General features: G+C 44.7%; 9 protein-coding genes and 1 pseudogene. 2 read left to right on the top strand and 8 right to left on the bottom strand.

Annotated elements, in window-relative coordinates:
* Positions 1-954 precede the first annotated feature (954 nt).
* Positions 955-3,471, bottom strand: a complete 2,517-nt coding sequence (gene ppsA, locus F6K53_RS12475; protein ID WP_293069895.1) for a phosphoenolpyruvate synthase — start codon at positions 3,469-3,471, stop codon at positions 955-957.
* Between the two features lie 40 nt (positions 3,472-3,511).
* On the opposite strand from ppsA, the gene F6K53_RS12470 reads away from it, so the two are divergent.
* Positions 3,512-3,643 carry a hypothetical protein gene (locus tag F6K53_RS12470; protein WP_293017798.1) on the top strand — a complete coding sequence of 44 codons (132 nt, stop codon included), beginning with the start codon at positions 3,512-3,514 and terminating at the stop codon, positions 3,641-3,643.
* Positions 3,644-4,123: 480 nt separating this feature from the next.
* On the opposite strand, the pseudogene F6K53_RS12465 reads toward F6K53_RS12470, so the two are convergent.
* The 4 genes and pseudogenes from F6K53_RS12465 to F6K53_RS12450 form a co-directional block, all read right to left on the bottom strand.
* A pseudogene (locus F6K53_RS12465) lies at positions 4,124-4,432 on the bottom strand (adenosine-specific kinase).
* A gap of 183 nt (positions 4,433-4,615) precedes the next feature.
* Positions 4,616-4,858, bottom strand: a complete 243-nt coding sequence (locus F6K53_RS12460) for a hypothetical protein (protein WP_293080913.1) — start codon at positions 4,856-4,858, stop codon at positions 4,616-4,618.
* A gap of 439 nt (positions 4,859-5,297) precedes the next feature.
* Positions 5,298-5,837, bottom strand: a complete 540-nt coding sequence (locus F6K53_RS12455; protein WP_293065310.1) for a universal stress protein — start codon at positions 5,835-5,837, stop codon at positions 5,298-5,300.
* Positions 5,838-6,244: 407 nt separating this feature from the next.
* A complete protein-coding gene (locus F6K53_RS12450) occupies positions 6,245-7,081 on the bottom strand; it encodes an S-layer family protein (protein WP_293017806.1) in 837 nt (278 codons plus the stop codon).
* 698 nt (positions 7,082-7,779) lie between these two features.
* On the opposite strand from F6K53_RS12450, the gene F6K53_RS12445 reads away from it, so the two are divergent.
* Entirely contained in the window at positions 7,780-8,088 is a 309-nt protein-coding gene (locus F6K53_RS12445; protein WP_293017808.1) for a DUF3288 family protein, read from the top strand.
* 346 nt (positions 8,089-8,434) lie between these two features.
* Here the strand turns inward: F6K53_RS12445 and F6K53_RS12440 are convergent, their stop codons facing one another.
* Genes F6K53_RS12440 through F6K53_RS12430 form a run of 3 tightly spaced genes read right to left on the bottom strand, consistent with a single transcriptional unit; the run spans position 8,435 to position 12,449 of the window.
* Positions 8,435-9,832, bottom strand: a complete 1,398-nt coding sequence (locus F6K53_RS12440; protein WP_293040009.1) for an MlaD family protein — start codon at positions 9,830-9,832, stop codon at positions 8,435-8,437.
* 45 nt (positions 9,833-9,877) lie between these two features.
* Complete coding sequence (gene bioD / locus F6K53_RS12435; RefSeq protein WP_293040006.1) at positions 9,878-10,549, bottom strand: dethiobiotin synthase; 672 nt, start codon at positions 10,547-10,549, stop codon at positions 9,878-9,880.
* 13 nt (positions 10,550-10,562) lie between these two features.
* A complete protein-coding gene (locus tag F6K53_RS12430) occupies positions 10,563-12,449 on the bottom strand; it encodes a serine/threonine-protein kinase (RefSeq protein ID WP_293040003.1) in 1,887 nt (628 codons plus the stop codon).
* Positions 12,450-13,084: the final 635 nt, after the last annotated feature.

The raw sequence follows: 13,084 nt of genomic DNA, 5'->3' as shown, positions 1-13,084 counted from the left end.
GACCTCGTTAAAGAAGATTCCTGAAAACCTGGTTTTTATAGCTTGGAAATTATGGGCAATCCCAAGCAGCACAGATGATAGCGTTTGCCAGACTACGGCAAAGGTTGGTTTGATGGTTTCGTTAATTTTTGTTAACATGTCAACACCCTTTATAGTATGGATTGAAAAAAAATTGTTTTAAAATGCACCCTTTTATAGGCTTGTCAAGCTTTCACTTGTTCCACTGCTGTCTGTGGATCCTGTTTACCCGTGAGCTGTGCCATTGAAGACACCCTCATTAGCGATACCACAAGCCTGAAGACATCTAGCTAGTAGCTATTACGGGTGGTTTCACCCATAGTTATGGCTACCATGGTTTTTTACTTGAGCTGACAGCAAGAGAACTAGTGATTTCAGCTCATCTACATTTGATAGAGTTGGGAAAATCAAAAATGGTAGAATTTGTTCTATTTAATTACCCATTCTTGATTTATTTTATAATCTTTAGATTTTATTTATATTTCTCTGGAGCTATCATCCCCAATTCCTCCTATTTTATATTTCTTAAAAAACGTCAAGTTTATGGTTAGCCAAGGTTTTTCTATGGTTTGGGGCAAGTTAATCCCTAGGCCCTTGGCGTATCTTAAAGTTTTGTAATGTAATTTTTGATTTTGAATTACATGAGAATTTTTGGCTATTAACTCATCCTTCCTCCCAGGTCATCTGCGATTGTTGATCAAGAACTCGGCGACATCAATCACCAAACTTGGCATCTTTGCGGTGCGACCCGTGGCGAATTTAATTCTTAATGGGTCAAGCGCACCGGAGACGTTTTGAAGCTAGAAGCTACTTGCAACTTGCCCCTAAATGCGACGAGATTCAAGTCATCTCCATGGGGGAAAACCTTGAGGTGTTTGGTTAGGTGTAATGTAAATTTATTAACACATAACCCTCTTAACACCTAACACCGGGACACTAATTTACTCCTTCTACCTTGGCGATATCCAGAAGTGTCTTGAGTACCGAGTCAGGGTTCAAGCTGATGGAATCAATTCCCAACTCCACTAAGAAGCAGGCAAATTCCGGATAGTCACTTGGTGCTTGACCACAAATACCAATCTTGCGGCCATTTTTCTTGGCTTTTTCTATCACCATCCGCACCATTTGTTTAACTGCTTCGTTACGTTCATCAAAGATATGGGCAACTAAAGCAGAGTCACGGTCTAATCCTAAGGTTAATTGAGTGAGGTCATTAGAACCGATGGAGAAGCCGTCAAAGATTTGGCTATACTCGTCGGCTAGGATGACGTTACTGGGGATTTCACACATCACATAGACTTCTAACCCATTCTCCCCCCGCTTCAAGCCATGTTTTTCCATTTCCGCCAGCACCCGGCGACCTTCATCAGGAGTGCGACAGAAGGGAATCATGGGGATAACGTTTGTGAGTCCCATCTCATCCCGTACCCGTTTGAGTGCCTTACATTCCAAACCATAGGCTTCCCGGTAGATTTCATCACAGTAACGAGACGCCCCTCGCCATCCTAGCATCGGGTTCTCTTCTTTGGGTTCAAACTGTTTACCCCCTAAGAGATTGGCGTATTCGTTACTCTTGAAATCTGACATCCTGACGATAACTGGTTTGGGATAGAAAGCAGCAGCGATGATGCTAATCCCGTTGGCTAGTTTATCCACAAAGAAGTCAGGTTTATGGTCATACAATGCTGTCAGCTGAGCAATTTCTTCCTTGACCGATGGATCTTCGAGTTTATCGAAGTGAATCAACGCCATCGGGTGTGCCTTAATGTGATTGGCAATGATGAACTCAAACCGGGCTAACCCCACCCCATCGCAGGGAAGAAAAGACAGACTAAAGGCTTTCTCTGGGTTACCCACATTCATCATGATTTTGGTGCGGGTGCGCGGTAGGTTGTCAAGGGGTGTTTCTTGCACCTCAAAGGGCACTAACCCTTGATAAACCTTGCCTTCATCTCCTTCTGCACAGGAAACCGTCACTGGTTGGCCTGTCTTCAACTGGTTAGTGGCATTGCCACAACCCACAATCGCGGGGATACCCATCTCACGGGCAATGATGGCAGCGTGACAAGTGCGGCCTCCTTGGTTAGTGACGATAGCACTCGCTCTCTTCATGATAGGTTCCCAATCCGGATCTGTCTTGTCCGTGACCAATACCTCTTTGGCTTGGAAACGGTCAATCTTGTTGACATCCAGAATTACCCTTGCTTTGCCTTGACCAATCATTTCACCGACGGCGCGACCGGTGACTAGCACAGACGTTGCCTGCAATGTCTCTACATCGCCTTTGAGTTGATAATGACAAATAACATTGGCAGATTTCTGGGATTGTACAGTTTCCGGACGGGCTTGAACAATAAAGAGTTCACCGGTTTTCCCGTCTTTCGCCCACTCAATGTCCATGGGGGTGTAGCTACCCCGCACCTGGGAATAGTGCTCTTCAATGATGCTAGCCCACTTGGCTAGGGTCAGAATTTCCTCATCATTGATGGCGTATTTTCCCCGTTCTGATGGCGGCACTGATATATTTTTCGTCAGTTTTACGCCGTCATCATAGACCATTTTGACTTCTTTGCTACCTAGACGTTTGTCTAGGATAGGGCTATACCCCTCTTGGAGAGTCGGCTTGAACACCAGGTATTCATCAGGGTTGACTGCTCCTTGGACAACGTTTTCACCTAAACCGTAAGCCGCCGTTACTAAAGCGGCATTTTTAAATCCGGTTTCGGTGTCGATGGAGAACATCACACCAGAGGACGCTAGGTCTGAACGCACCATTTTCTGGACACCGACAGACAGAGCAACATCAAAATGGTCAAAGCCTTTAACAGTTCGATAGGAGATGGCGCGGTTGGTAAAAAGGGAGGCAAAGCATTTGTGACAGGCTTCTAAAACCCCTTTTACTCCGTGGACGTTGAGATAGGTTTCCTGTTGACCAGCAAAGCTAGCATCAGGTAAGTCCTCAGCGGTGGCACTGGAACGAACTGCTACATCTGTATTGTAATTTGACTGTAGGCAAGTGTCCCGATATTCTGGCTCAAACTGCTCACAGAATTCCTGGGGATCATTCCCATAGCGTTGGCATAGTTGTTGGTATGCCAACGCGATCGCATTGGCTAGTTCTTTTGGGAATGGCGTATTGAGGATTAAGCTTCTCGCTTGCATCCCCCGTTGTCGCAAGTTATTGACATCTTCCACATCCAGGTCAGATAATCCCTGGCGCAGCTTGGCTTCTAACCCAGCTTTCTCAATAAAATATCGATAGGCATAGGCTGTGGTAGCGAAGCCAGTGGGTACTCTAACTCCTACTGGTGTCAGTTGTCGGATCATTTCCCCCAAAGAGGCATTCTTTCCCCCCACTAGGGGGATATCGGCAATCCCAACTTCCTCAAACCAGAGGACGAAGGCTTTGTCTTTGGCAGATGGTTGGGCTTTTTCTGGAGCAGTGATGACCATATGATGCTTCTCCTAAGCTTGACTTCCAAGGGGAGTACAGATGGTTTTCTGCCTCAATGGGATTGTTCAATGGGATTGTGAAAAGTCCGATGAAGCACCTGAAGTTGTGGCAGTTGCTGAACTAGCATTAACTCAAGGCTTAGCCTGTTCGGCAGACAACGTCACCTTATGACAACGTCACCTTATGACAACGTCCACGAATATGCCATTGTCTTAACTCTAGCCTAGCAATTCGTTTCTCCCCTTCATTGAGCTATCAACTCTATCGGGGCTGATACTACTAGTTTAGAAAATTTTCCTCAAAGGAGGTCATCTTTCTTTACTTTATTTTATATACAACACAGATGTTGTTTAACTAGAAATCAGAAATGATTAAGTATAAGTCAGAAATGATTTAAATTTTTTATAGATATAAACAAGGGGATGAGTTTTAGTTAATTTCCAGGCTTTGGCTTATCTCACCAGATTTTTGTAGTTTATTTTACATAAATTTCCAGGCATTTGTAGTTTATTTTACATAAATTTCCAGGCATTTGCTATATGGTAAAAAACCTGAGGAAAATAGTAATAAATTTCTCAATACCATTATTTTTCGTCTCTGGTGCAACAGGCACGGAAATACCTGACCGCTAAAAATTACCCCCTTACCCCCTTAGCCCTTCATCTGTTGCATTTCAGCTACAATCTCCTGTACTGGATTGGCGGTTGAGCAATGGATAGGGCAGACTTCTGGGCACTGCTGGATGGCATTCAAGAAGTTGAATGGGTATGCTTCTTTGAGTACAATCACGAAGCTATGTCCAGATGCGCTCCCACAGCGTGAGCAAAGCTGAATCCCTTGAGGATTCTGAGTTGGATTAGATTTAAGCGTTGGATCATTTCCTGTAGCTCGGATCAATTATGATCCAGATGCTTCACAGAAGACGATGCCGGATTTTAGCTGGGTCGAAGTTCCGATCATGACCTGATATAAGTCAACGACCGTTTTAATAAAGTGGGCGTTACCAATAATAATGATGTTACTCCCCCTGACGAAATTTCCATCCTAAGCACTTTGAGTTCGATTGTCACCGACCTCTGAGCCTCAGTGAAATAGTAAAAACACTAAATTTAAACAGTAAAAACACTAAACTAAACCTAAAATCTATATACTATCTCCAGCCGAAGTAAAATGACTGCCAAAATGCCAAATATCTACCGGCATCATAGATACTTCTTCTGATGGCAGGTGGTAACCTGTAGATCTAATTATCACCTCAGCATTGACAAAAATGCCTAAGTATGAATATAGCAAAGGGAACAGGGAACAGCGGATCACCGGAACAGGGAATATGGGATCAAAATTTTCACAATTCCTACAGGGATTGCTATACAAGCAAACTAACATCAACAAGCCACGGTTGTTGAGAAATTACCGAAGAAATAACTCCCACAACTTACACAAAACTGGACTCCAAAACCTATAATATCAAGTTAGGTTGAATACCCATAATTAGAGGGAGGGTGGGACCCACCCCTAACCCCGACCAGGAGGGGAAGTGTGGGGAGGGTGGGAAGTGTGGGAAGATGGGGAGATGGCCAGATGGCCAGATGGGGGAGATTTTTATTAAGGGTAATTATCCCGACATGATATAAGTAGTAGGGTGCGTTAATAACGCACCCTACAAGTAGAGTTGTTGCGGAATTCCTGTTCTCAAAAACAGACTAGACTTCTGGTGGAAGTAAGAAGGATTAATGAAATGATTAGTGATGACTCTGTCTATTCTATCCTTCTATGTAATAAATGCATAATCCCTCAAGCCTTAGAATGTCAAGGGTGTCTATCTCTACTTTGTATCTCTAGTTACTGGAGTGGCTGTAGTGGTTAACTCAAGGCTTGGGGTTGCTACCCCTTGAACCACCAACACTGAGCAAGGAGCATGGTGAACAACATAGTTACTGACACTCCCGAGTACTATTTCTTTTAAACCCCCAAGCCCTCGACGACCTAGAACAATTAAATCCGCACCCCACTTTTGGGCGAGATCACAAATTCCTACACTCGGATCTGCCAATTGACAAGATACTTCGGCAGCGATACCATGATCATTGGCCTGTTGAGCATAACTCCTAAGCCACTCTTTGTTTTCCTCAACGTGTTTTTGCAGATTTTCTTGCTGAACCTTTCGGATACTACCATACACGTCTACATCGGCTATGGTGCCAAGACCTACGTAAGGAGTCATCATTTCCTGAGGTTCCCAGTTAAGGCAGTGTACTAGCATCAGAGTACTCTGTTCTTTTGCGGCTAGGTCTAAGGCCTGTTCAAACACTGCTTCTGCTTGGGATGAGCGGTCGATTGCTACCAGAATCTTTTTGTAAGCCATGATTAGTTTTTCCTCGTCTCTTCAAATTATTCAAATGGGGGCTCGAAGACATGGAATTTAAGTACTTGCAGAAAATAAATTAAGGGTTTCCTTTGTCTAGTAAAGATAGGGAAGATGGGTAAGATACTGAGGTTCGCGCTTGAGCTATAATCCCTGACATTGAAGACGTTGAGTGAATAGTTGATTGTAGTCAGTGCTGTAGTCAGTGCTGTAGTCAGATGCTACTCAATGTGATAGGGTTCTATAATTTAATTCTAGAAAAACTACTGACAGATATTAAGTACTGTTAACTATTTGTAACACTTATCGGCCTAGTCAAAAAAAATAGCAATGGGATGATAATTAGTAGGGTGAATGATTAAGAAAGCCTAAAAGTCCAGAAACGTACAGTTATTGGCCCATTTCTGTTACCGTAGGCAATAATAAGGGGAAAACCAGGAAATGAAGGGACTCGACTGAGGTGAATCAGCCACTAACTCTACCACTCCGTCCTTATTAATAATCCATCGATTAGCTTCAACAATTCTAGACCGACGTGAGTTAGCTGCATTAGAAGCACTAGAAGCTAAGATAGGATTTTTCCGGCGGCGAGTTCTGTGGCGAGGTAATGGACGTAAATCCATCCACAGGGTTTCACCCAAAAGAGGTTTAGTGGGGTCTGTGGGTAAGCCACCCCGCCCAAATTGGGTAAATTGATTCCCCTCATCGGTACCGCAACCAGTGGCAACTAGGAGTTTGGGATTCACAAAATTTTCTGGTAGCTCGAATAATCCCGCGCTAGGGTCGAAGTATGGTGCATTAATTTCGACGGTACCGCTAAAGGAAGCTCCCAGTTGGGAAGAGGCGGTAATATCACTTTCTGCAGTTTTTTCTTCCCGAAATTCAGTACCAAAAATGATAATCACTTGTCCTCCAAAGCTATCTTCAGCATTGGCAGTGATATCGCTATTGTCTAGGGCAACTAGCAAGTCAGTATCGATAGTAATGTTACTGCCAGTGACAGAACCTGTAGCATTAGTAGTGATGTTACTGCGATCGCGCATCAAGATTAGCTGAGAATCCAGAATAATATTGCCCTTATCGCCAGCACTGACTTCAGCAGAAAGGGTAGCGCTTTTGTCTAATACAATCGACTCAGCAGTAATGTCGAGATTACCAGCCTGGGCTAACTCCCCTGAACCACGAGCACTGACCGAGATTTCGGCACCATCGCGAACGGTCAAGTTGTTGCTGGTAATGGTCACCGAACCCGCAGCCCAATTGGATTAGACTTCGCGGCAGTTGTCGGGAACAGGGAACAGCGGATCACCGGAACAGTGGACAAAAATTGACGCAAAGACTATCAGAATAATACTTTTGCAAGAGGTCTATTGACCATTGCAAAGCGTGAAATGGGGTCTGTTGGTAGGCTTTGTCTGAGGGGATTGGTGCTGTAGTGGCAGCTAGATAAGGCATTAGCTTTGTGGGCTTGGGGGAAGCTTACGCATTTCATAGATAGGTCTGGCCGATTAATCTCAGTCTTAGAGTTCCCCCCACTGTTGGTCAGAGGAACATCTGTTTAGCACTGAGAGATTGCACCTTTAGCAAAGGGAACTTCGGATCACCGGAACAAGGAAAAAATCCTGTATACTTGATTAGGTTATCAACCGCTATATCAACAAAAATACAAGTATATTTAAAGCTAAAAACATAACTAAAAATTATTAGTTATAATCAGAATTATTTTACTAGTATTACTACTCTTATTAAGTAGTTGGTTACTCTGGCAAAATCTCATATGATCTCCGGATAATTACCCTTTATAACAATCTCCCCCATCTCCCCATCTCCCCATCTCCCCACACTCCCGTCTCTCCCCACCCTCCCCACATTCTTACTCCGATTCCCGATTCCCGATTCCCGATTCCCTTTGCTATAAGTAATTATTACTGTTCAAGCAAGCATGGAAGCCTTGACTGAGATGGAAGGAAATCAAGACCAGCAACATCCTCAGGAAAAACGCGATCGCGAAATAGTTAACCGTCTTTTACAACAACAACCCAATGAATACAACTTGGCCGAATTAGCCCGACTGCGGATTCGTTATGATAACTTCCCCGGTGCTAGAGCCATTCAAAGGGACTTGGATTTACTACTCCAGCGATGGCAACTGACAGAACCACAGCTTTTTGAGAAAACCCTTCAGATTCATCAAGCCGGTCTTGCGTATAGACGAGACAACAGTTCTGGAAGCCAGGATGACTGGACGTGACTCTCTTTGCTGAAGTCGGGAACAGGGAATAGGGAACAGGGAATAGGGAGTAGGGAGTAGGGAGTAGGGAGTAGGGAGTAGGGAGTGGGAAAAAATCATGTTGGTTTTTCAGTACCTTTTATGATAAATTTCCAGTTAAAAAACTCAGAAAGCTTACTGTAAAAGCGATGCAGTCGGCCAAAGGGGGTTTCCCCCACTCGCGCTTTGCATCAAGACAGAAAAATTAGGCTCTTCAACTCACAAAATTTACTGAATACGGCCTCTTACCACTGTTCCCTGCTCCCAGCTCCGAACGCGCCCCGCGTGGCCCACGGCCTCAGTCCCTGCTCCCTTTACTAGATTAATTTCATTTAACCGATTTCCTAGGGGCTGGGGGTAAAAGCTTAAACATCTGTTTTTGTTGATTCGGTTTAACGTTCTGATCAGCGGGAGCTATTGGATCGATCTTAGGTAGATCGATCTTAGAGGGAGACTTAGGGATGGGAACGGTTTTAGCCAGCTCATTAGACGAAGCTGTGTCTATAGCAGTATTCAGAGCTTCCAGTTGTTGAGATATCAAAGCCTGCTGTTGCAGCTGCTCGGTAGAAGACACTAAGCCGCTGAGTCCATTAACTAAATCCTTGACATTGCGGCGAAACGCTGGATCCCCAGTCAGATCATCTAGGTCAGCGGTAATCTTTTGAGCATTTTCAAAGGTAACTCGTGCTGAGTCTAGGGTTTGTTGCAATACTAGTAAATTAGTGGGACTGTTGAGAGTATTGGAAACATTACGTAAGTTAGCAGAAGCTTGGGCAGCATTAGCTGATAGGTTTTCTAAGTTCCGCAGCATTTGTGACACATCCGTTTGATAAACCGCTGAGTTAACCCGATTCGCGGTAACGGTTAAGTTGCTGGTCAGTACACGCAGATCTTGACTGGCCTGAGAGATGCTATCCAAGGTGGTGACCAAATTTCCCCGATTGCTTACCAATAGTTGATTGGCAGAGGTAATCAGTTGATTGAGTTCCCTTGCCGTTTGGCTGTATTGCTGGGAGGTACTAGAAATGCTACTGGTTGCCAACCCGATTAGACTAGATGTTTGATTGGCCGCACTGGTCACAGCATTCGTTGCGTTGGACAAGCCTGCTACCTCTTGCCGCACGATGCGGGACAACTGGGTCATCTCTTTGCTAAGTTCTGAGACGTCTCTGGCGGCATTGGAGGCATTTTCCGCAAGACTATTGATTTTGTCAAAAAACGCTGGATCAGCATAGAGTTCAGCAATGCGATTTCCGTTCCGTAGGAGGTCAGCAAAGGTGGAACCCACATCACCATTAATCTGATCTTCTTCACAAATAACTAGGGAAGAATTGCATTGTGCTCCGAAGGGTGTAAGACTTTGAGCAGTTGCAGGTAATTGTCCTAGAGGCATGATATCAACATTGGTAGCACCAATTAAACCCGATTGATTAGCTTCAACCTGGACTTTGCGGGGGATTAACAATCCAGGGTCATCAATTTCAACGGTGACATTGACCCCATTAGTACCGGGTTCAATCTTAGTGATTCTCCCAACTTGGACACCGCGATAGCTGACCGATGCCCCCACTTGCATCCCAGCAGCGTTCCCAAAATTGACAATGAATTTATAGCTCTTTCGACCTAAGCTAATCCCACTAATCCATACAACAAGTCCACCGAAAACAGCAAGTCCTGCTACTATTAATAAGCCAACGGAGCCTTCTCGAATCGTCCGCGATCGCATAGTTTAACCTTTTTTAGCCTTTCCCCTCACATTTACCATCATGCCTCACCAACCACTGACATCCAAACTGGAACCGACTTGAGCAAGTTTCGAGTAGTCCATTGGGTCAGATAGATGAGGTAAAATCCCCAAAACCTTAACATTGGTTAGAGTCTCGATTAAGCTAATCGGAGCCAACTGAGTTATTTCTTCGGAGGTACGAGGTTGGACGCAATTGAGGACAATCCCTTTGATGTCAACTCGTGATGAGCGTGCCAGGGCAACATTAGCAACCACTTGTGCGATCGCTCCTAATTCTATCGGCGCAACCAATACACAAGGCAATCGCCAATCCCTTGCCAAATCTGCCACAATCAGTTCATGAGTCACCGGTGAACCTAGTCCTCCCAAAGCTTCCACCAACACCACATCCCGCTGACTGCGCAGACTAACGAAGCCTTGCCAGACCTTTTCGAGGTCAACCTGTCGTCCTTCTAGATCTGCGGCAACTGGTGGTGCTGCAGGGGTTTTAAACTCCACGGGTGTGATCTCCTCCAGGGTTTGAGCCAAGTCAAATAGTTGGTGGTAAATTTCGCGATCGCCAATTCCCGTTTGAATCGGTTTGAATATCCCCAGACTCTCTTGAGGACGGTAAGTCTGCCAATAAGCAGCGATCACACAAGTCAAAACCGTTTTGCCGATGCCTGTATTGGTGCCAGTAATTAGTAATACGTTCAAGATTGACTCACTCTCAGTCCGTAAGGCTAATATCTACAGCAAAGTTTCTTTCCTGTTGAGCAATTACATCTACTATATACTCACCAGAACTAGGCAGCTGACCTTGCCACTTTTGCACCCCTGAAGCCTTTTCCACTAACTTGCCATTGGGATAGCGGATAGTTAAAGCCACATCACTTTCAATCACCTCTAGCTTCAATTGCTGACCCTGTTTAGCCTTCACCAAGTAGCGCTGAATCTTTTGGGGGCTAGTGCGACCCAGTAGCCGCAAAGGCTTGTTTTTCTCCAACAAATTGACCAGTTTTATCTTATACTCAGCAGTCGGTTTGGATTTTGGTTTCGGCTTCGGTGCTTCTGTTAACCTTAATCGTAGCTGATAATCGCTATCCGGTAGACCCTTAACTGGACTCAGTTGAATCGTGTAGTTGCCAGTGAAAAGAAATTTACCTTCCCATTGCCGCACCCGCTGAGCTCGATTGTCCACTGGTTTTCCGTCCGGGCCAAGCACTGTCATCAACACCCCTTCGTCACTGAGATCTGCCTTCAGGGTTTGGTCTTGTTTACCCTGGATAATGTAGTTAATAGTGTGATTAGCCTTTAAATTGCTGGATTTAGAAAGGGTTTTACCTGCAGAAAGCTCTAGAAGCTGACTGTAGATTTGAGGCTTACTCGGGGTGGGACTAGGGCTAGGGCTAGGGCTAGGACTAGGACTAGGACTCACTGACACCTTAGGACTAGGGGATTTCCCAGTGTCCTGCTGATTAACATTGCTCACCCATACCCAAGAGCCTATTCCTGCCAGCGCTGCTAGTCCTGTAGCTATCCCAAGCAACGGCCAAGGACTATTCCAGATAGAGTTACCCGTGGCTTGAGACATCACCGGTTCACTCGGTTCTGCACCTCTGGCCTCCCTGGGTGTCCCACCTTCAGCTGATGCCACCGTTGTGCCGGGTATTGGCTTGGGCTTTGGCAGTTGGGGAGTTAACCCAGAAGCTTGAAAGGCATACAAGACTTCCCTAGCGGATTGGTAGCGATCGCTTGGTTGATAACTAAGCATCCGATTTAATATCTCAGCTAACTCATCGCTAACCCTAGCCCAGGGACGCCAGTTCCAAGTCAGATTAGTATTATCCACCAGTTCTCCTGGTTCTTTCCCAGTTAGTAGCACTATCGCAGTCACTGCTAGGGAATAGAGGTCACTACTCGGATACACCTGACCTGTCTGAATTTGCTCCCTGGGAGCGTAGCCGCTTTTGCCAATACTAGTTGTTGGTGTGGGAGTATCGGGCAATTGAAGACGAGTTGCCAGTTCCTGTACCACACCCAAATTAATCAAAACGGGTATACTGTCCGTCTCCCGCATGATAATGTTATCGGGTGTGATATCTCGGTGAATAATCCCTTGGCTGTGGATGTAGTCCAAAACTGGCAAAGATTGCTGCAATAGCTGACGCACTTCCGTTTCTGATAAGACTCCCAAGTTGGTCGGGCTAGCAGCTATTGGGGGTGATTGGACTTCCCCATCCAGATTAGAAGATAGAGGTTGGCTTTGATTCTGAAGGGCTTTGCGTTGTTCTAGTAGGTCACCATAGGTTTTTCCCTCTACGTAGTCTCGCACCAGAAACAGTCGTCCGTCCTCTTCAAAGGTAGCTCTGAACTGAGGAATTTGCGGGTGTTCAATTTTATACAGGATACCTGCTTCTTGTTGAAACAGTTGCCTTGACTTATCTAGATTATTAGTTTCTGTCTGAGGGGGAATAAATTCTTTCAGGACACAAGGTTCATTGAAACGCCCTTGATCCTCTACCAGGTAAGTCCGATTGAATTCCCCTTGGTCAAGGACACGGAGCAGATGGTAGCGATTTTGCAGAATAGTTCCAGAGGCAATCGGTGGTTCCATCGGTGGTAGATCAGTTGTTACGCACAATGAGGCAGGAGGAGTATTCTTGAAGTTTAGACTTATTTCGGTTGCTTTGGAACTTCACCGGTGGATTCCAACTGTTCTGTTGAGCCACAGAGTTGAGCCACAGATAAGTTGATCACCATATACATCAGGGCTTACCCAAAACTGGACTCAAAACACCCTTATGGTGTAGGATCCGGAACCAGACCCTACAAGTATAGTTATTGCGTAAATCCTGTAGGGAATAGGGAATAGGAAATCAGGAATAGGGAATAGGAAATAGGGAATAGGGAAAAAATACTGTGTACCTAATGAATATGAGAACCGCTATATATGTTGTTCGGGTTTCTTAGAACATCACTACCTGTTCATTGCTATCTTATTGTGGTGTTGAATTATCTCAAATAACTACCTTACTTGACTAGATGTACAGTTGATCGAATTAAGTACAATAGTTAATTTTCAGATTTGAGTAAGAAACTTAAAAAACCTGCTTGAGTTATCAGGTTCCTGTGATGGCAATACACTATATATAGTGTCTTTATTCAACACCTCTGTTAGGTCAACGCTATAAAAATTAATAAAATATTAATCAAATTTAAATAAATAATTATAAAAATTATTATAAAAGG

The organism is Moorena sp. SIO4A1 (assembly GCF_010672065.1).
Classification (GTDB): domain Bacteria; phylum Cyanobacteriota; class Cyanobacteriia; order Cyanobacteriales; family Coleofasciculaceae; genus Moorena.
Note: the sequence above shows the minus strand (reverse complement) of the source record. Positions and strands in the feature narration are given on the sequence as shown.